The organism is uncultured Tenacibaculum sp., assembly GCF_947499065.1.
GTDB lineage: Bacteria > Bacteroidota > Bacteroidia > Flavobacteriales > Flavobacteriaceae > Polaribacter.
On record NZ_CANMMT010000012.1, the window covers coordinates 19,306 to 42,572 of the forward strand.

Genomic DNA, 23,267 nt, shown 5'->3' on the forward strand with positions numbered 1-23,267 from the left:
GATAACTATTTTTTAAGAATTATCTTCTTATTCTTTGTTCCTTCAGTAGTTTCCAACTTTATTAGATATACTCCTGTTTCTACCTTTGGTAAGTCTATCTCATTTTTATTCGTTCCTTCATATGTTCCTTTGAAAACTTCTGCTCCTAATAGATTGTACATCGAGATATTAAAATTCTCTCCTAAAATACCTTCTACAATTAGTGTTCTATTTATACTGTAAATTTTGATATCAGCAACTGTATCCTCAGGTACCTTTCCTTGTACTTGTGTGTGTAGATAGAATCTTCCTATTCCATTTTCTGATTTAGACATTGTTATAGTATAATTTTCTTTGCTTAAATCAATGTACTTGTCTAATTCCTTGTCTTCTAAAATAACCTTCATTCCTTCAGATGCTGTTGCCTTTGCTGAAATAGTAACTTCTAATCCTTCTTTAGCCTTTACTCCTACTGGAATTATATTCGCTTCTCCAGTATTAGGTATTGATTGATAAGTAAAGTTCTTTTCTGATGAACCATCTATAAGTTGTGTATAAATATCTAAACTTGCTCCATCAAAGTTTCCTACATCATACCCTATATCTAAACCTTTGGTAGCTTCATTTCTATAACTTACAACTGTATTTACCTTTACTCCTTTTGTGGCTATTGATAACTCAACTGCTGATTGACTCTCTCCTAGTCCTTTACTAAAGATTCCACCACTTGCTGGTTGAATTTTTCTTTGAGCTTCTTTAAATATAATTGAGTTTGCTCCTGCGGCTGTTTTTACAAAAAATCCTTGTCCCGGTGCTAATGAACTTTCTGCACTTACTAATGTATTGGCTATGTATTTATTTTGTGAATTATCCCATACATAAGCTCCTACATAAGTTGGATCAAAATTAGCAAGATTATCATTGATAAAGTTTACTCCACTATTTTCATTAATTGGTAAAAATGCTGTAAACGGATTTCCAACAGCATTCCATTCTGATGTAGCCACCGGTTTACTAACATCTATAGTTTCTACAGTCCCAGTAAAGCTTACTTCTCCATCTGTTGCTCTTGAAATTGCATAACTTCTTCCTTTTTCAAATACAATATTATTTGATGTTAAATCGTCTACTGTATAATACACCCATTTAGTCCCATCTGGTTTGCTATCATCATAATATCCTACTGCATAACGATTGGGAGTTACTGAAGTATTCACTCGAATATTATTGGCTGAATTTTCTACAAATTCTTTAATACTTTGCCCAAAAACTGGTGCCGAAACAATACTCCATTTACCTGCTTTTAATCCTCCTCTTTTGTAAGTAACTTCACCATTTGCTAATCCTTCTACTAATAAACTTGCACTATTAGAAGCTGTTGATGTCATTGTAAATGTTCCTGAATTATTAAAGTTACCATCAACCTTTACTGATCCATTTTCTGTAATATCAAATGATGAAAATTCTGTAATTCTCAAGTCATTTATTTGTTCTGATGAAGTTAATCTTGGAGTGTTGGTTCTGTAAGGTATAATAACATTACTAGTAGTTTGTGGTTTTGCATTTGCAACCCAGTTACTTGTTTCATTCCAATTATCGTTATTTGTCCCTAACCAAACTGTAGCATTACAATTTTCACTAAAGTTTGTTGTTGCATCTTTTTGCCAAGTTGCTAAATAAGCCGCAGCTGCATCATCTACTTCTATACAGGTTAAACTTGAATTATATAAGGCTACAAAATCTGTAATATTGGCATTATTACCATTTTTAACATCTAAAGACACTAATACATTTTGATGTACTGCTAACTCTTCTAATTGTTTACAAGCTGTTACATCTAAAACTGCTAATTTATTTTTACCGACTCTTAACTTTGTTAAGTTTGGATTATTTGAAACAATTAAATTTTCTATTGAATTTGATCGCAACTCTACTTCTTCCAAAGCTAAATAACCTGATAAATCCAACGACGTAAAATTATTTTCTGCTGCGTCTAAGATTTTTAAACTTGTATTACTACTTAAATCTAATGAAGTTAAATTATTATAATCAACATTTAAGGATTCTAAAGCTGTAAAAGCCTCAATTCCTGTTATATCTGAAATATTTTGACTACTAATATCTAATGTAGTTACATCTTTAATTTTTGAAGTTGCTACTTGATTGTCATTAGCGATTCCGTTCCCCATGCTTAAAATATTTCCTACAGCAACAGTATTTCCATTCGCATCGTGAGTTTCTAAATAGTTTTCAAAATTAGCATCTGGTATATTAGTAAGATCACAATACAAGGCATAATTTGCTGTAGCATCTTTATGCCATATACCAGAATCTGGATTAATATCATCAACAGTAATACAAGTTAAATCGGCATTTCCTTGAGCATCAAACCATGTAAAGTTGGTATTATTTCCATTAGCTACATTTAATGATGTTAATTGATTATTGACTATTCTTAATTGTAAAATACTTGGATATGTTGATAAATCTAATGATGTAAAACTGTTATCGTTAAGGTTTAATACTCTTAATAATGGGTTATTTGAAATATCTATACTATTAATTCCTGTATTTGAAACATCTAATGTGTTTAATTGTGATAGCGGAGCTATATTAACATCTCCTAAATTAGTATTATTGTCTAGATATGCTTTTTCTAAAATGGTATTTTTACTTAAATCTAAACTTGAAAGATTGTTGTTTGCTAAACTCAGTGTAGTCAATTTAGTATTCTGAGTTAAATCGATACTTGTTAAATTTGGATTGTTACGAATTACAAAATACCATGCATCTCTAAAGTCTTCGATTCCCGTTAAATCCGAAGCTGTTTTATTTTGGAAAACTATTCCTTCTGAAACTTCCACCAATGCTGTATAAACATAGTTGTCATTTGCTATTCCATTTCCATAACCATTGCTTTCTAAAAAAGCTTCAAAAACATCATCTGGAACATAGGTTAATCGACAATATTGAGCATAGCTCGCTGTAGCATCTTTTAACCAACCCGCCAAAACACTTGCTGAAGGATCATCAACTGAAATACACGTCAAATTTGGATTTCCTGTTACATCTACATTGTCTAAATCTGAATTATTACCACTACGTAAATTTAACCTTGTTAATAAACCATTCTTACATGATAAATTATCTAGCGTATTCTGATTACTCAAATCTAAAGTTGTAAGTTGTGTATTATCACAAACTAATCTACTTAGGTTCGCGTTTTTACTTAAATCGATGGTAGCAATATTCGTATTCAAAAATGATAGATAGAATAAATCTGTCAAAGCTGTTACATCTATAGCTGTTAATGAGTTTTGACCACATTCTAAGTTTTCTAATAAGGTATTATTTTGAACATTTAATGAAGAAATATTTGTGTTTTCGCAATACAATGATGTTAAATTAGTCTGGTTACTTACATCTAAAGTTCCTAACTGATTATTTGTAACTGTTAAACTTGTTAAATCATTATTACTTACATCTAAACTAGTCAAATTGTTATCTCCTAAATTTAAAAATTTCAGCCCTGTATTAGTTGTTATGTTTAGACTAGTTAAACTATTGTTTGCTGCTTCTAATGATTCTAAGGCTGTTAACCCTGTAACATTTATACTTGTAACTCCTGTATTCTCTAGGGTTAGACTTTCTAATAATTTATTATTTGTTAAATCTAAACTTGTATTCGTTAATGTATTGTTATCTATCCATAAACGAATTAAGCTAACAAAATCTTCAATCCCAGTAAAATCTTGGATTCCTTCATTTCTAGGTGTTAATAATTGAATTGTTTCAATTTTTGCTGTTGGCACTAAATTATCATCAATAACTCCATTTCCTAAACTATTAGAACTTCCTAAAGCCACTGAACCTCCATATTGGTTGTGTGTTTCTAAATACGTTTCAAAATTTGCATCTGGTATGCTAGTAAATCTACAATACTCTGCATAATTAGCGGTAGCATCTTTACTCCATCCCGATAAAAATACGGCAGAAGGATCGTTTACTTCTATACATGTTAAATTTGGACAACCATCAACTTCAAATTCGGTAAAACTACTATTGTTACCATTTCTTACATTTAGTTCTACTAATTCATTGTTGTTTCTTGCACTAAACTCTTCTAAATTTGTGTTTTTACTTATATCTATTGATGTAATATTTGTTTCATCTAAATTTATTTCTTTCAAATTTGTCAGATGACTTAGATTATAAGAAGTAAAAGGATTTTTAGCCAAGTTTAATCTCTCTAAAGCTGTGTTTTTCTCAAGATTTAATGTTGTAAATTGATTTAATGAAGCTATAATTCTTGTTAAATTCACGTTAGCACTTACATCTATAGTACTTAAAGTAGTTTCATGAATTTGTAAATCTTCTAACAAAGTATTTTGACTTACATCTAACCCTGATAAGTTATTAGAAGAAATTATCAAATCCTTCAAACCTGTGTTGGTAGAAACATCAATGCTTGTAAAACTATTACGAGGTACACTCAATCGTTCTAAGGCAGTTAAACCAGTAATATTAATACTAGTTATCCCCATATCTCCAGCATCAATTCTTGTTAACTTCGTATTACTTGTTACATCTAAACTAGTATTAATTACATTATTAAAAATGAATAATACTTCTAAATCGGTAAAGTCTTCAAGTCCTGTAAAATCAGTTATCCCTTGAAATTGAGCGAATAAATTTACAACGTTTTTAATCTTAGCTGTAGTCACATAATTATCGTTAGCTATTCCATTCCCCATACTTGTTGGGTCACCAACTGAAACAAAACCGTTATTAGCGTCGTGAGTTTCTAAATAATTTTCAAAATTATCATCAGGAACATAAGTCCAATTACAATCTTCTCCAAATGATGTACTACTCTCTTTATTCCAGCTACTTAAATAACTAGCTGAAGCATCATCTACTTGAATACATAATAAATTAGAATTTCCTGTTGCATATAATTCTATACTACTACTATTATTTCCATTTTTAAGATTTAAAGTAGTAAGTACTCCATCTTTGCATTCTATATAATCAATATCTGGGCTATTACTAAAATCTAAACTAGTTATGGAAGTATTATTAGCATAAACCTCTATCAACTTTGTATTATTAGTCAAATCTAAAACTGCTAATCCTGTATTGTTAACTCCAATGTCTTCTAAATTTAAATTATTAGTTACATCTAGTGTTGTAAGTGTTGGAGTATCATCAATAAATAAATCGGTTAAACTTGTTAATCCGCTAACATTAATGGATGTAAACTTATTTTTACTACAATTAAATGTTCTTAAAAGTGTATTATTTGAAACATCTATAGTCGTTAATAAATTATCGTCACAGTATAGACTAGTTAAATTTGTATTGTTAGCTAAATTAAGTGTTGTTAACGAACTTTCTCTTACTCTTAAATCGACAAGAGCAGTATTTGTACTTACGTCAATAGCGGTAAGATTGTTATAATCTAAATACAAATACTTCACCGCTGTATTTGTACTTAAATTAATAGTAGTGAAATTGTTACTTCGTAATCCAACTTTTTCTAATTTAACTAAACCTGAAATATTAATAGAACTAAGTCCCATATCAGAACAAGCAATTTCTGTAAGATTTACATTACCAGTTAAATCTAAACTTCCAGAAGTTACTGTATTATTAAAAGCACGTAACTCTTCCAATGCTTTAAATTCTTCTATTCCTGTAAAGTCTGTAATTCCCTGATTAGAAATATTTAAATAAGTAATATCTTTAATTTGTTCAGCTCCAACAAAATTATCGTTTGCAATACCATTTCCCATACTTGTCGGGTCTCCTACTGGTACCACTCCTCCTATATTGTTATGTGTTTCTAAATATGCTTCAAAATTATCGTCCGGTACATTAACTTGTGTACAAGAAGTTTTATACACTGTATGTGCATCTTTATCGGTTAAATTAGCAGTAGCATAAGTAGGGTCGTCTACAGAGACACAAGTAAGATTTGGGTTATTTCTTATATCAAAATCACCTGAGTCTAATATTGTATTATTTCCATTTCTAAAGTTTAAATACGTTAATTGATTGTTATAACATGACAAATCTACTAAAGCTGTGTTTTTAGATACATCTAAACTAGTAATCTGATTATACTCTGCATAGAGCTCTATTAGCTTAACATTATTACTAACATCTAAACTTGTTAATGAGTTTTCATACACTTGTAATTCTAATAATTCAGTATTTTTAGATACATCAATACTAGTTAATTGTGTGTTTACACAATCCAAACCTTGTAACAACAAATTTTTGGTTACATCCAAACTTCCTAAGGGGTTGTTATAACAAGATAAGTTCAGTAAATCTGTATTTTTTGTAACATCTAAACTGGTTAATTGGTTACTACTACAGCCTAAAGTTTCTAACTGTGTATTTTGAGAAACATCCAAACTAGTAAGTTGATTTTTACTACAACTCAATTTAGTTAAGGCTGTATTATTAGTTATATCTAAACTTGTTAAATTGTTTTTTCCAACATTTAAATCATTTAAAGCTAAGTTCTGTGATAGATTTATACTTGATAATGCATTATTAAAACAGCTTAATACTTCTAATGCCGTAAAAGCTTCTATTCCTGTTGCATCTGTAATTGTTAGATTAGAAATGTTCAAGCTTACTACATTAGCTACTTTTGAAGTAGTTACATAATTATCGTTTGCAATTCCATTCCCCATACTTGTAGCTGCTCCTAAAGCGACTACATTTCCAGTTGCATCATGGGTTTCTAAATAGTTTTCAAAATTATCATCGGGAACTAAAGTTTCTTGGGCTAAGACTAAATTACTAAGGAATAAAAATAAAATAGTTAGTTGTTTTATTCTCATGAAGTGGGTTTTGAAAGGGTTTGTGTAAGTAGTTTGTTTTATGGTAATCAAATATACACTTACTCCTTCATTTCATGCAGATTTTAGTGGTGGCAAAAAGTGGCAAAACAACACTAACAACTGACTAGCAATAACTTAAATAAAATATTATTTTAAAGCATTAAAATAAATTTTGAATGAATTTTTCAAGCTCTTCTCCTGAGTTAAGCTTTAATTTTTTGCGGATTCTATACCTTGCAGACTTTACAGAATCTAATGATGCATTTCTTACAATCATGATTTCTTTGATAGATAAATTCAAACGTAATAATGAACATATCTCTCTTTCAGTTTTTGTTAAAGTGGGATACAGTTCTCTTAATTTTAAATCAAAACCTTTGTTTACTTCTGATATTTTTGTTTGAACTTCAGAAAGTTTATTTTCTGTTTGTAATTGAGCTTGTAGTTCTGAAGTTAACGTGTTTATTTTTTGTTTAACTTCTTTAACTTCTCCCAATAATACATCTTCTTTTAATCTATTTAGAAGTTCTTGTTTAAACTCTAAACGCATTGTATTATCAGCTATCAAACCTTTTATTTCTTCTTCGTTTACTTTTATTTTTTTATTAAGCTCCTCCTTTTGTTCTTTCTCTTTTTCTACTTCATTTTTTAGGATAACCGTTTTATTTCTATAATTTTTATTCAATAAAAACCCTATAAATATTGAACTCAACACAATTAAGAGTAAAATGATGATATATAATTTATTTTTAGCCTTCTCTGATTCTGCTAATAATTCTATTTCTTGTTTTTCTTTTTTAAACTGATAATTAAGCTCTAATGCCTGAATCTTTTTAATATTTTCTATATTAAACAACGAATCAGAATATCTATTAAATTTTTTATAATCTTCATAAGCATTTTTATAATTTGACAATTTAGCTGATAGAAAACTTTTTCTAAGGTATCCTTTGGCTATTAAGTCTTTAAACTTCTCTCTTTTGGCTATTTGTATTGACGAATCTATGTAGGCTAATGATTTTTCGTATTCTTTTGTTTTTTTATAAATATTTGAAGCATTTCTATAAGCGGTACACAATGAATATATTTTGTTGTTTTTCTTGGTAAAAGCAATATCTTCATTTACTAATGATATGGCTTTATCATACTCTTTTTTACTATGATATAACATAGCCATGTTATTATACACTCTTTGTATATTTTTTACACTTCCTATTTTACTAAAAAGTTCTTTTGCTTTTTGGTAGCAAATTAGTGCTGAATCTAACTTTTTCGATTGACGATACGATACTCCCATCATATTATAACTAGCTGCCATACCATGATAGTCATTTACCAATTCTTTTCCTTTGATTGATTTTTTATAAAACGATATTGCTTTATCATGTTCTTTTTGATGCCTGAAAACCATTCCCATGTTATGATATACATCTGAAACTTTCTTAAAATCTTTTTGTTCTTGGTATATTTTTTTGGCCTTGAGGTAATATTCTATGGCTTCTGGATGATTGGCTTCTCTCCTTTTTACTATCCCTTTGAGTACGTATGCTTTTCCTAATTGTTGCTTACTAATACTGTCTTCTTTGTTACCTATTAATTCTATAGCTTCCTCTACTCTTTTTTCTGAAAAGTTTAAATCGTTTTCATACTGATTTTCTGCTAGAAGTAACAACAATTTAATTTTCTCTTGATTGTTGGTAGCATTTCTTACTTTTTCATGTAATTGAACTGCATTTAATACTTCCTCTTGTGAAAAACTTTTGGTAATTATTAAGGCGAAAAAAACGGTAACTAGATATCTCATAATCGAAACAAATTTAATTAGAATTTTGTTAGATATTTTTATTGTTTTAGGTTAAAAAAATTAATGTTATTCAATTTCTATTTTATTAAAATCTTTGGAGCATTTCACATAGCTTACTGCTCTCTTTAAATTATAAAAATATTTTTTGGAATATTCATTCCAACTTATATATATTTGCAATATGAATAAAAAGGAAAATATTTTGAATGCAGCTCTTGAACTTCTTGTTACAAAAGGAGTTCATAATACTCCAATGTCAGAAGTAGCTAAAAAAGCGGGAACTGGTATGGGAACCATTTACAATTATTTTCCTAACAAAGAAGCTTTAATTAATGAAATCTATATAGGCATTAAAGAGCAAGAGGAAACCTTATTTTTAAAAGTAAATACTGATGCTACTATAAAAAAACAGTTTGTAGATTACTTAAAAGTAATCATCAATTTTTTTATTCATAATCCATCTTATTTTAACTTTCTTCAACAACTAGAAGCCTCTCCTATAATTACGAAAGAGAATAAAGTGAAAGGACAAAAATCTGTAGAAATTGTAGCTATTCTCTTAGAAAAAGGAAAACTTAATAGAATAATTAAAAACATTAGTACACAAGAGATACTTGTTTTTATAGGTGGAGGTATTTCATCTTACTTAAAACAAAATCTAAATAATTCAGAAAAAGCAACAACATCCTTAAAAAATCACATACAAATGATTTGGGATGGAATTAAAGAATAAAATTTTTTACAATTAATTTGGAATGAACATTCACTCCATAAAACAATAAACCATGATAGACTTAAAATTTAAACGAAATATTAATAAACCAATTCAAGAAGTTTGGAGATTTATTATTGATGATTTTTACGATGCTCATTTATGGGCAGCAGGAACTCCAAAATGTAGAAAGGCTAAGCCTAACGAAGACTTTGATAGAGTTTGCGAAACTGAAAGCGGTAGGCTTATAGATACAATTATAAAAATAGATGATGAAAATTATGAATTACAATTTTCTGTAAAAGGCTTACCCTTTTTTGTTCGTTCTGTAGTTAGTACATGGAAGTTAAAAAAACTAAGTGATACTAAAACTGAGATTATACTCGGTCCTCGTATTGAAGTAAAACCTTTAATTGGAACTATTGCACAAATTCCAATGAAAATGGCTTTAAACAAAATATATCCAGGTATATTAGATGATTTAGTAATTTATGCTGAAACGGGACAACCCTCTCCGAGAAAACAAAAAGAAATAAATAGTCTGAAAACTACAAAACAATCTTTATAAAAATATTTCTTTTTAATTAATTCTAAGTAAAATCACATTATAAATAAACGACTGATTTTCAACAAATAGAATAAAGATATTAATAAATCTTTATTCTATTATTTTTTTATATATTTGCAAACCGATTAGTCAGTCGGTTTTTTATAAACACATGATTATATGGATAAAAGAGAACAAATATTAGAAGTCGCTACAAGATTATTTTCTGAGCGTGGATTTGAAAAAACTTCGGTTTCCGCGATATGTGAAGCTGCTAAGGTGTCTAACGGACTTGTTTTTCATCATTTCAAAAACAAAAATGAGTTGTTGAGAGAAATATTTAAAAAAACAACAAATATTATTGTTGAAATAAACGATAGTGTTCAAAAGGAAATTTCTCCTAAGGAAAGATTAATTGAACTCATTGATGGTGCTTTTAAGCAAATGGTTGAAGATAAACTGTTCTTTCAATTGTATTTGAATGTAATGTTACAGCCAACTACAAAAGCTATATTGAATGATTTGATAAAGGAAAAATATGCATTCCTGTTAGATAATGCTCATAAAATACTTAGTGAATATTCAGAGCATGCTACCATAGTAGATAGCTTCATGTTTGTTTCCGATTTAGACGGGATAGCTATTAATTATATATACTCTTTTGATGACTATCCTCTAGACTTGGTAAAACAAAAATTTATAAAAAGGTATACCTATGATTTAGGTGATATCAATCAAAAAATTTAATAATATAAAGTCGAATAATAATCCTATATAATTTAATAATATTCATTTTCGGCTTTTGTACCCATAACAGGTACTTGAAAAATGATTAAAATGTCAAGAAATAAAATATTAAGAGAAAATCCACAAGAGTCATTTATTTGTGCTTCATGCGGAAAAGGAGTTACTCCACTTGAAATAGGTGGTAAACATAGAAATCATTGCCCACATTGTTTGAGTAGCTTACACATAGACATTACACCTGGTGACAGACGCTCAAGTTGTAGAGGCATAATGAAACCAATTAGTATTTACGTGCAAAAAAATAAAGAATGGTCTATTATACACAAATGTAATAAATGCAATACCATACGAATGAATAGAATTGCAGCAGACGACAATGAATTAATGCTACTAACAATGTCAGCAGCACCATTGATGTCTTTGCCTTTCCCTTCTAGTTCAATTATTTCTACCATGCATAAGCTAAGTTTAGAGAAAGGAGGAGAAAATGTACACTAAGAATAAAATCGGTCGAGTTATTGAAAAACATTACAATAACTATAAAGTACAAGTAGATAGTATTGTTAAAAATGCTAAACTAAAAGGAAAACTATTTAAAGAAGCTAATAATATTTTTCCTTGTGTTGGTGACTGGGTTGAAGTTTCTGAACATGACGAAATACTTGTTATAGAAAACGTTCTTAAAAGGAAAACCCAAATAAGTAGAAAACTACCAGGCAATGCTACAAAAGAACAAGTAATTGCTTCTAATGTAGACTATGTTGTAGTTGTATTAGGACTAGATGGTGGAAGGAACTATTCTGATCGTCTTTTAGAGCGTTTAATGACTGTAGCTTGGAACAGTGGAGCTACTCCCCTAGTTGTACTTAATAAAGCTGATTTAAATAATCAAGCAGAATTTGTGAAATTGCAAGCGGAAACTATCGCGCCTGGAGTTGATATAATTATAAGTAGTATAAAAGATAATATTGGTATCGATACTATTCTAGAATATTTAACTAAAGAAAAAGTGGGCGTTTTTATTGGTCCATCAGGTGTTGGTAAATCTACTCTTACTAATATTCTTTTGAAAAAAGAAGTTCAAAGAACAAGAGCTACTAAATTAAAAGATAAAAGAGGACGCCATACAACCTCAGCTTCTTATATGTTTGAATTGGAAAGTGGTGGTTTTATTATTGATTCTCCTGGTATAAGAGAAGTTCAAGCATGGGCTGAAAAGGAAAATCTTGATGACGTTTTTTCTGAAATATCTAGCATTGCTAATAACTGTAGATACCGTGATTGTAAACATGAAGGTGAGCCTGGTTGTGCTGTTCAAATGGAACTAGAAAGAGGCTATATAACACCTCAACGATATGATAGTTTTTTACACTTAAGAAAAGAACTTGCATATTTAGAAAGACGCAAATCTGAAAAGAATGGTTTTACTGAAAAACAACACGGTAAAAAGTTTAGTAAAATGGTTAAACAAGAAATGAATAAGAAAAAGACGTATCATAATTATATAAATAATTAAGTAACCTTATTGTTATATAAAATAAAAAGACAGCTAAAATTAGCTGTCTTTTTTTGTGTAAACTAAACCCCTAATTTTAGTTTACTAAAACCCATCCCCTGGATCCTCTGGGCTTTGTGCTTGTGCTTTTTGTGGATTTAAAAGCATATAAGTTCCTAAAGCTGTTAGGGCTGTATATTTACCATACTTTCCCAACTTTTGTAATGCTTCTTTTCTAGTGATTACTTCTTTTTGTGATTTTATATTGTTTTTCATGATTTCTACTTTTTAATAATAATCTTCTTACTCTTCTTACCTAATTCTGAAGTTATTCTTACTACATAAACTCCTGTTTCTAAATCTGGAAGACTTACTGTATTTCTTCCTTTTCCTTCAACTGTTTTACTTAGTACTGCAGCTCCATGAATAGCATATAAAGTCATATTAAAAGTACCCTTAGAAATTCCTTCTATAATTAAAGTATTATCTGATGTATTGTAAATCTTAACATTATTAATTTTTGTATTTACTTTAGCTTTTTGTTGAGTGCGTAAGTAAAAACGACCTACTCCATTTACTTTCTCTGTAATTGTTACCGTATAAAATTCATTCAATTCAGAACTTAACTTTGTAAAAGTATTCTCTTCTTTATCTTCAATAAATACTTCTACTCCTTCTGGTAAATTATTATAGTTTACAGTAAACGTTACCTCTGCTCCTGCAGTAGCATTTAAACCGATTGGAAGAACTGTTCTATTAACACTCTCTACTGGTAAAGATTGAATTGTAAAGTCTTCTCCTTTATCATTTCCAACAAATCTTGTAAATACATCAAATGAAGCTCTTGCATAGTTTCCTAAATCATAACCTGGATCTAAACCTTCAGTTGTATTTTCGAAGTATTTAATATTCGTATCAATTGTTACACCTTTTGATGTTGCTAGCAATTGAATACTTGGAACTACCGCTCCTCCTTTACTAAAGTTTCCACCTGTTAATGGTTGTACTTTTCTTTGCGATTGATTAAAAGTAACATTTGATACGCCTACTGCTGCTTTTACAAAGAATCCTTGTCCAGGTGCTAATGAGCTTTCTCCTGTTATTAATGATTTCCCTACATACTTAGCTTGCGCGTTATCCCAAACGTATACACCAACATTTGCTGGATTGAATTTACTTACGTTACTATTGATAAAGTTAGTTCCTGCATTTTCATTGATTGGTAAAAACGCTGTATATGGGTTTCCTATAGCATTCCATTCTGATGCCACAATTGATTTTGCTACATCTGTAGTTTCTATAGTTCCTGTAAATGTTACACTACCGTTCGTTGCTCTAGACACTGCATAACTTCTACCCTTTTCAAAGGTTAAAGTGTTCGTAGCTAAATCATCAGTTGTATAATATACCCATTTAGAACCAGCTGGTTTACTATCATCATAATACGCAATTGCATATCTATTAGGTGTTACACTTGTATTAACTCTAATATCATTTGCTGAATTCTCAGCAAACTCTTTAATACTTTGCCCTGCTACTGGTGCAGAAACGATACTCCAAACATTGGCTTTTAATCCTCCTCTTTCGTAGGTAACTTGTCCATTAGAAGTTCCTTTTACTATTAATGTACTACTCTTTGTTTCTGTAGAAGTCATTGTAAAGTTTCCACTATTATCTAAATTACCGTCAACCATTACACTTCCATTTTCATTAATATCGAATGAAGCAAGTGACTCAACAGTTAAGTCATTTAATTGTACTGTAGTTCCAACCTCAGGTGTAGTTGTCACATTTGGTATAATTGCATCTCCTGTAATAGTTGGAACTATATTGTCGCTCCAGTTGGTAGCAATTGTCCATATTGAACTTGTATTACCATTCCAAACTGATTTATTAGCACCTGCAATTACTGTTAAGCTTTGAGTAGCAGAAGCAGACTTAACTAGAGCAGTTCCTTGCTGACTTGCAGTAATAGTTGTTGTACCAACTCCTACAATAGTTACTGTATTTCCACTTACTGTTGCAACACTACTATTTGAACTAGCATATACAATATCTAATCCTTTATCTGAAGTTGCTGTTAAATTAAAGTTGGCATCTCCATAAGTTTTTGTTGGAATTGCATTGAATGTAATTACCTGATCTTGTTTTGGAGTTACTCCATTTGTTACATCATTAACAAAGTTACTTGTTCTTCCAGTTAAAGCAAATTGGTTTAATGTTCCATTATTTCCTACTGAAGATTTATCTGTTACTTGTGTAATAGTTGTATTATTTCCAAAACCATTTCCTTGATTCATATCATAATACAGAACTAATCCAGTTTCATTTCCTTCTAATTCATTTGACTTATAGTCGTTAATTTCTGTTGCTGTTCTAGCTACATTCCAAAAACGAACCTCATCTAATGTACCTTGTAATGGATATGGGTCAGCTCCTGCTGTTTTATTAGCACCAATCATTAATGAATTGTTGTTAGGAACTAAATTACTTGCTGTATCAGTTTGAGAAGCTACCTCAACTCCATCTACATAAATTGTAGCTTTAGTTCCGTTAAAAGTAACAGCTAAATGATACCATTTTTTCGCTGCTAATGTAGAAGTCCAATTAAAATCGGTATGTCCTGTTCCGAATCCAGCATGGTAAAATCTTAATATTTTTGATCCTTCAGTTAATAACATTAACCCATAAGATTCATTAAATCTAGACTTTGCAAATAAACATTGCCAATCCCATCCGTTATTATAACGTGTAATCTCATCAAAGTTTACCCAAGTTTCAAATGTAAATGCCGATGTAAAGTCTAAACTTGAATCATCTGCTACTTCAATGTAGTCATAAGTTCCATTAGCTGGTCCTTCAAAATTTAATGCTGTAGCATTCTTTTTTTCAATAATTTCTAAATCAGCTACAACATAAGTAATTGTATAGTTATTTCCTGCGGTAACTGTTCCTTGATTAATAGCATAGTTTCCTAATGTTTCTCCTGCTACTCTTTCTAAAGTTCCAGTATATGAATCACCTACAAGTATTGATCCTAATGTCTCTTTAAATGTCAATGCTGGATCAGCATCTCCAATCACCTTCACTAAAGCATCTGCTGTAATAGTTACTGGACGCTTAGTAATAGTAAAATCATTATTTACAAAGTTTAAGGTATAGTTATTATCTAAAGCTAATGTACCTTGATTTATAGCATAAGTTCCAGCATTATTACCTGTTACTCTTACTATACCTCCAGTAAATGAATCACTTCCTGCTAAGCTTCCACTAGTAATTTGATAAGTTAATGTAGGATCTAACGCTCCATACTCCTTAGATTTAGCATCTGCTGTTACTTCAATAACTCTTTTAGTAATTTCAAAAGTAGGAGAACCAAAAAGTGTCATATTATAATTAGGACCTGCTGAAAGTGTTCCTAAACTAATATTATAAATTCCTACATTTTCACCTGCCTCCCTTGTTAAACTACCAGAAAGAGAATCTCCATTTGCTAAAATTGAACCTGGGAATAAACTGTAAGCAATATTTGAATCTACTTCACCATATTCTTTTTCTTGATTAGCAGTAAGAATCATAATATCCTTTTTAGTAATGGTCAAATCATTACTTACATATGTAACTGCATAATTAGAGTTTAAAGCTAACGTTCCTTGATTTATTGCATAAGTTCCAAAATTATCTCCTGAAACTCTTTCTAAATTTCCTGTAAAAGCATCGCTTCCTGCTAAACTTCCACTAGTAATTTGATATGTCAATGCTGGATCAGCATCTCCATAAACTTTAGACTTTGCATCTGCTGTTACTTCAATAGCTCTTTTTCCTATAGTCAAATCTTTTGAAACAAATGATATTGTATAATTTCCGTTAATACCTAAAGTACCTTGGTTAATGGCATATGTTCCTAAACTTTCTCCCGGTGCTCTTTCTAAAATTCCTATAAAGGCATCGCTTCCTGCTAAACTTCCATTAGTAATTTGATAAGTAAATACTGGGTCAGCATCTCCATAAGCTTTTGTTTTAACATCTGCTGTTACTTCAATAGCTCTCTTTCCTATTGTTAAGTTATCTCCTACAAAAGTTACTGCATAATTGTTTCCAGGGGTTAAAGTTCCTTTATTAATTGCATAACTACCTAGAGCTTCTCCTGCTACTCTTTCTAATGTTCCTGTAAAGGCATCACTAAATTGCAATGCTCCATTGGTAACTTGATAAGTTAAAGCTGGATCTGTATCACCATAAGCTTTAGACTTCGCATCTGCTGTTACTTCTATTGCTCTTTGATTAATCTGAAGACGTACTGATCCTGCATGAGTATAAGTAATTGAGTACGAAGATTGACCTCCATTAGTTGATGTAAAAGTAGATGATAAACCTCTTATTTGATAACTTCCTACATTTTCTCCACTATCTCTAAATGTTCCAAATACTTCAATAGCATCATCAAAAGCTAATGAACCTTGTGTAATAGCAAAAGGGAAATTTAATTTAGCTGGATCTGAATCTCCATATGTTTTCTGCACTGCTGCTGTTGGCACAATACGTATAAAACGATAATCTATATAAAAATTAGCTCCAACAAACGTAACATCGTAATTACTATTTAATGCTAAAGTTCCTTGAGTAATTCCATAATTTCCTTGGGCTTCTCCAGTAGCTCTTGTTAAACTTCCTGTAAAAGCATCACTTCCTACTAAACTTCCATTAGTTACTGTATAAGTAAATGCTGGATCTGCATCTCCATAAACTTTTGTTTTAGCATCTGCTGTAATTTCAATTGCTTTCTTACCTACTGTTAATGTTTGTTGCACATTAGCAGCATTATAATTTATATTACCTACTTGATTTGCTGTAATTGTTGTTGAACCAGTTCCTACAATAGTTACTGTATTTCCAGAAATAGTTGCTACCGAAGTATCTGAACTCGAATATGTAACTCCTAATCCTGAATCTGAAGTTGCTGTTAAATTAAAACTAGTATCACCATAAGTTACGTTACTTAAAGCTCCAAAGGTTATTACCTGATTTGCTTTGTTAATGGTAAGAGTTTCCGTAGTGTTTCCTTGGTAATTTACATCATTTACAGTAGCTAATACTGTATACGTACCAGCATTTGTTGGTACTGTGCTTCCTCCATCATAAGTAACATCAACCGATAATCCATTTGGCATTGTAGTTGGTGAAACTGGCTTAGCTGTTCCATCATAAGTTTGAGTTAAATTATTAACAATAACCGTAGCAGCTCCTTTGTGAATTTCAAAACTATTAGGAACAAATGACAAATTATAGTTTGCATTTAAAGCTAAAGTTCCTTGGTTTATAGCATATGTTCCAGCATTTTCACCTGCTAATCTACTTAACGCTCCTGTAAATGTATCTCCATTAACTAAAGCTCCTGAAGTAACTCTATAAATAAACGTAGGATCAGTTGTTCCAAATGATTTTGCTTGACCTGCATCTACGGTTACTTCAATATCCTTTTTATTAATTGTTAAATCATTAGAAACAAATGAAAGCGTATAATTGTTACCTAATGTTAAACTCCCTTGAGTTACAGCATAATTACCAACATTCTCTCCTGTATTTCTACTTAATGTTCCAGTAAAAGCATCACTTCCTACTAAACTTCCATTAGTTACTTGGTAAGTTAATGTTGGGTCGGAATCTCCATATACTTTTGACTTTACATCAGCTGTTACTTCAATTGATTTTTTAGTAATTGTAAGTCCAGGTGACCCATAACTTCTAAAATTAAATTGATAGTTACGTAAATCTGTACTATGAGAAGAAGTTACTTCAAATTCAAAATCACCAGTAAAATTAGTTATAAAACCTCCATATTCATATGTACCTATATTCTCTCCAGATTTTCTTCTCACATTCTTTAAAACTAGTGCATCATCATATGCCATTGCAGTTCCATCAACTATATTTAATACTGGGATAGGGTTTCCTTCTCCGTAAACCTTATTTGTATTTTCTAATGAAAAATTAACATTTCTTGGTGCAATTCTAAGTCTAGAATCTACAAAAGTTAAATCATAATTTGCATTTAATGCTAATGTACCTTGAGTAATTGCATAAAAAGGATTTGATGGTAAACTATTAAATACAGTTTCTCCAGCCTCTCTAGTTAAACTTCCTGTAAAAACATCACTTCCTACTAAACTTCCGTTTGTTATTCTATAAGTCAGTGCTGGGTCTGAATCTCCATATACCTTTGACTTTACATCAGCTGTTACTTCAATCGCTCTTTTACTAATAGTTAAATTATCAGCTACAAAGCTTACATCATAATTAGCGTTTAAAGCTAAAGTTCCTTTATCTATTGCATAAGTTCCAACATTCTCTCCAGTAACTCTAGATAAACTTCCAGTAAAAGCATCACTTCCTACTAAATTTCCATTCGTAATTTGATAAGTAAACGTTGGATCAGCATCTCCATATACTTTTGACTTTGCCTCTGCTGTTACTTCAATTGCTTTTTTAGAAACTGTTAATCGAGCTACTCCTAAATTGGTAAAGTTTATAAAATAGTTATCTGCAATAAATAAACCTGGTAAATTTGTAATAACATAAGATCCTACCGGAGATGTTTCACTTACTAAAGTTGAACCAGCTTCATAAGCTCCTAAGTTTACATTTTGTGTAATAACACTTTCATCATCCCCATTTACAAAGTTTGAATATTGCATGGTAAATGTAGGATTTGCATCACCGAATACTTTTGTTTTATTTTCTACTACAGCATTTAAAGCTCTTTTAGTAACTGTAACAGTTCCATTATTGGTTACAATATTATAATTATTATCGGTACCTCCAGATACGTTAACTACATACGGTCCTCCTGCTGGAGTTGTTCCGTCTATTGCTATTGCTGGAATAGCATTTGGTTGAGTACCTATAACTGTAGCATTCTCTCCATTTACAAATCCTGTATACTGAATAGGTAAAGTTCCCAATGCATCTCCATATACTTTATTTGAAACTGAGGTTGCAGTTAAATCTACTTTATTAATAGTAAAGTTAGCACTATTGAATGTTATAGCATAGTTGCTTCCTAAACTTAAAGTTCCTTGGTTTATCGCATAAGCTCCCGCATTTTGACCTGATACTCTATTCAATCCTCCAGTAAAAACCAATGGATTTGGATAATTTATTACATCTGCTCCTGTTGGTAAATTACTTCTATCTACTGTATAAGTTAAAACTGGATCAGCTGCTGAACCACCATCATAACTTTTAGATTTTACTTCTGCTGTTACAGTTATAGGAGCAGCAGTTACCGTTAAATTACCAGTTGCATTTGCTCTATACTCATAGTTTGGCGATAAAATATCAATAATTGGAGGTGTTCCCCATGTCATTACCCCTGTATGAGTTCCTACATTTAAAGGCTGTCCTGGATTTGCAGCATTTACAATTACTAAATCTGATATATCAGAAAAAGACGTACTTAATCTTAATACATTAGTTGCTAAATCTCCATTTACCAATCCTTCTACTTGAAAAGGATAGTTTTCTGTAGAATTATCTGCTGGTAAATCTAAGATACCATATGTTGCAGTAGCATCTTTAGGAGAAACTACTAACATCTTTTTATTAATTACTAAATTTTGCTGTACATCTGTAGCTAGATCATAAATTGCATTTCCTGCTTGTGATGCTGTAATAGTTACTGTACCTGCTCCTATAATAGTTACCGTATTTCCTGAAATTGTAGCTATTGAAGTATCTGAACTTGCATAACTAACTGGTAATCCAGAGTTTGAAGTAGCCGATAAGTTAAAAGTTGTATCACCATATGTTTTTGTTGCTAAAGCTCCAAATGTTATGTTTTGTGGTAAAGTTCCTGTTACCGTTACTGTTACATCTTTCGTTGTAGCCAAATACCCAGTATCTTCCACTGTTGAAGAACGTAACGTTACCGTTCCTGGTGTGTTCCCAGCTGTAAATACATTTCCTATAATGGTAGAACCTGTCCCTCCGTTATCAACAATACTGTAAGTAACAGAAGTACTAAATACATTATTTGCGGCTACAATAGTTTTTGTTTCTCCAACATCTAATGAAAAATCAAATAAGTTATGTGCTGCAGGAACTTTAGGACTCAACGCTGCATTGTAAAATAATGTAGAAAAATATGCTGTAGATTCTCCATAATTAGCATCAGCTGCTTGTGTTACTTTTACAATAATAGATCCTGCTACATTATTTACATTTAATAAATTTCCATTAACAGAATATCCTAAATCTGGTCCAATAATTTCAAAAGTATAAGCTCCTGTAGAAGCAGAAGTTAAGCTAGTAGTCATATCCAAGGTGGTAATACCCGAATTTACTTGATAACCTATAAAACCTGATAAAGTAGCTGGTTGATTATTAATGGTTAAAGTCATTGTTTTAACTGCACTTTGATGTGTTGCAGTTGCAGCTTGTGATGCTTTTACAATTACAATTCCTGCTTTATTTCCTATAGTAACTGTAGCATTATTGGTACCACTTAAAGTAGTTCCTGTTCCTCCATCATTAATAATTTCATAAGTAATTGTTCCTGTTGAATTTGAGGTTGCACTCAAATTAAAGTTTGCATCACCAACTTGTGCTTGTACATTATCAAATGTAATAGTTGGATTAACCAGTGCTGCATTATTAGTTATTGAAAACTGATGTCCAGTTTGCTGATAACTCTTGAAAAAATATGGTGAACCATGATCTCTGTAGGCATAAATCGCAAAATAATAAGTTGCATTGGCTGTTAAACCAGTTATTTCAAGATTTGGTGTAGTTGATGTTCCAACATATACAACTTGCTCTCCTCCTGAATAATTTGCATTTGAAGCTGGTAAATTACTTCTAAAACCATATGATGAAAAACTATTGGTTGTATTCATTTTTACAATATAACCAGTTGGTATTCCATTACCATTATCTGCAGCTGGTGCACCTGTAAAAGAAGCTAAAGTAAAAGCTGTTCCTGTAAGATTATTAACAACCGTATTAGAAGCTAGTTTTGTTGAAACTCCTGCTGTAAACTTTGATGTGCTATCGTTTGTACTTGAAAAATAATATTGACCATTACATTCTTTATAAGAATATATTCTAAAGAAGTATTCAGTATTTGGTAATAAGTTATGTCCTGTAAATGCCTGTCCATTTGGAAAAGCTCCAGCTAAAATTACTTGCTCTCCAGAACCCGAATAGGTTACATTTGCTGTAGGTAACGTATTTTGTACACCTGTAATATCTGTAAATGAATTTTCAATATTCATTTTTACTATTTGACCTTCTGCATCAGCAGGAACATTTGATATAATTGGAGAAACTCTATTCTCCCAATTTAAATCTTCTCTAAAACTCGCTAATTGTGCATTTCCTGTTGGTGTACCACATGTAGTAATTGTTACTGAAGTACTTCCAGTAGTTTCGAAGTAATTTGTTCCTCCACAATTATTATAAGCATACACTTTTACATAATAAGTTCCATTTGCAGCAAGTCCAGTTATATTAAGATTTGGAGTAACAGAGTTACCTACATACATAACTTGTTCTCCTCCTGCAGCTGAGTTATATACTGTACTTGAGCTACCAGGCACTGCATTTGGTGTAGTAAATGAATTCGAATCACTTAATTTAACAATATATTCTATACTACCATTTGCTGCTGAAGAACCGGTAAAAGAACTTAATGTCATAGTGCTAGTTCCTGTAGCATTAGCAGTAACATTATTAGCTGCTGAAGGAGCTGCACATACATAATTAGTTGTAACTACAGTAGATCCTGTAGTTTCAAAGTTATATTTTCCTCCACATAAATCATAGGTATATACTTTTACATAATAATCTTTATTAACTTGTAATCCAGTAACAACCTGATTAATAGCATCTGTACTTCCAACACCACTTCCAATAGCTCCTGTATACACAACTTGCTCACCAGTTTTCCCTGAATAATCTAAAGAAGCAACTGGTATTGTTGTTCCACTTACTGGAGCCGTAAAACTATTAGTATCACTAAACTTTACTAAATATCCCATAGAAGTATCAGCTCCTGCTGGCCTTCCCAACGTATTTATTGTTGCTGAAGTAGGTGAAGTTGCCGAAACTGAATTTACAGAACTTGTTCCTGGAGCTGTGCCTGGGCAAGTAGTTACTGGTATTGATGCAATTGAGTTATTATAATTAATATAACCATTACAATTACTATAGGTATAGACCTTATAATAATAGGCTGTATTTCGTTGCAAATTTGTCATCGTCAACGCTGCTTGTAACGCACCATTATCTGTACCTACATAGGCTATATGTTCTCCAGAACCACTATATGAATTGTTAGCAGCTTTTACAGGTAAAGCTTGATTTTGAACATAAGCATCCGTAAAATCTGTAAAAGAATTAGTAGCAGAAAACTTTACGATATAATATACATCATCAATTCCATTTACTCTTAAATCGTTTAAAGTAACATCTGCATCATTTACTTGGTTAGGCACTGGATCTGTTATCCCGAACTCATAACAGTAATAAAAAGAGTTTACTGAACTAGCTCCTAGTTTAAAATTATAATTAAAGTTAGCTGCACCAGTAAATACTTCAATTGCATAAAAGTTATTACTGTTACCACCGCTTACATTATTACTATATGGCAGTGTTATACTATAATTATAAATACCTGATACTTGCATTAAGGTTCTAAGGGTTCCGATATTTACCGGAGTTACCCCCCAATTTCCTCCTCGGTATTCCCATATTCTAAAATCAAAACCTGGATTACTATTTACCCAAAGTCTATCAAAATAGAGTATAATATCTGATGCTTGAGTTGCTTTTCTTGAAATAATCCAAAAATCAGAATCTGAACTTGTTACCGTTCCTTCATAATTAGCAGATGAATAGATACGACTTTGAGAACTTATCAGTGTATTACTGACGGAATTGTTGTTCTCAACCTCGTTAAAGGTTTGTGAAAATGTTTGTGTTATCATCAAACACAAAAACATCACATACAAGAGAGTAGTTTTTTTCATGAGAGGTTCTTTAAATTAGTTTTTGTTTGTTATTATTAAACCTTTAAGGTGTCCTATACTTGCTGTACAGTTAAATTTTTAAACACCCTATTTATTTTT

9 protein-coding genes are annotated in these 23,267 nt (G+C 31.0%); 5 read left to right on the forward strand and 4 right to left on the reverse strand.

Going from position 1 to position 23,267, the window contains the following annotated elements; all coding sequences use genetic code 11:
- Positions 1-5: 5 nt before the first annotated feature.
- Both Q0958_RS17060 and Q0958_RS17065 read right to left on the reverse strand, forming a co-directional pair.
- On the reverse strand, positions 6-6,836 hold the full coding sequence (locus tag Q0958_RS17060; protein ID WP_299125302.1) for a T9SS type A sorting domain-containing protein: 6,831 nt from the start codon (positions 6,834-6,836) through the stop codon (positions 6-8).
- A 160-nt stretch (positions 6,837-6,996) separates the two neighbouring features.
- Entirely contained in the window at positions 6,997-8,640 is a 1,644-nt protein-coding gene (locus Q0958_RS17065; protein WP_299125305.1) for a tetratricopeptide repeat protein, read from the reverse strand.
- A 181-nt stretch (positions 8,641-8,821) separates the two neighbouring features.
- Between Q0958_RS17065 and Q0958_RS17070 the strand changes: the two genes are divergently transcribed.
- The 5 genes from Q0958_RS17070 to rsgA all read left to right on the forward strand — a co-directional run bounded on the left by Q0958_RS17070 (position 8,822) and on the right by rsgA (position 12,162).
- Positions 8,822-9,373, forward strand: coding sequence for a TetR/AcrR family transcriptional regulator (locus Q0958_RS17070; RefSeq protein ID WP_255689374.1), 552 nt, complete (start codon positions 8,822-8,824; stop codon positions 9,371-9,373).
- Between the two features lie 52 nt (positions 9,374-9,425).
- Positions 9,426-9,920, forward strand: a complete 495-nt coding sequence (locus tag Q0958_RS17075; protein WP_299125311.1) for an SRPBCC family protein — start codon at positions 9,426-9,428, stop codon at positions 9,918-9,920.
- 159 nt (positions 9,921-10,079) lie between these two features.
- A complete protein-coding gene (locus Q0958_RS17080) occupies positions 10,080-10,646 on the forward strand; it encodes a TetR/AcrR family transcriptional regulator (protein ID WP_299125313.1) in 567 nt (188 codons plus the stop codon).
- 90 nt (positions 10,647-10,736) lie between these two features.
- Complete coding sequence (locus tag Q0958_RS17085) at positions 10,737-11,144, forward strand: RNHCP domain-containing protein (RefSeq protein ID WP_235274878.1); 408 nt, start codon at positions 10,737-10,739, stop codon at positions 11,142-11,144.
- Positions 11,134-12,162: a ribosome small subunit-dependent GTPase A gene (rsgA, locus tag Q0958_RS17090; RefSeq protein ID WP_299125315.1), complete on the forward strand. Its 1,029-nt coding sequence runs from the start codon at positions 11,134-11,136 to the stop codon at positions 12,160-12,162. The genes Q0958_RS17085 and rsgA overlap by 11 nt, the downstream gene beginning before the upstream one ends.
- Positions 12,163-12,246: 84 nt before the next feature.
- On the opposite strand, the gene Q0958_RS17095 is transcribed toward rsgA, so the two are convergent.
- Positions 12,247-12,417, reverse strand: a complete 171-nt coding sequence (locus Q0958_RS17095) for a hypothetical protein (protein ID WP_235274876.1) — start codon at positions 12,415-12,417, stop codon at positions 12,247-12,249.
- Positions 12,418-12,422: 5 nt separating this feature from the next.
- The gene (locus Q0958_RS17100; RefSeq protein ID WP_299125319.1) at positions 12,423-23,168 is read right to left on the reverse strand and encodes an MBG domain-containing protein; all 10,746 of its coding nucleotides are present in this window, start codon (positions 23,166-23,168) and stop codon (positions 12,423-12,425) included.
- Positions 23,169-23,267: the final 99 nt, after the last annotated feature.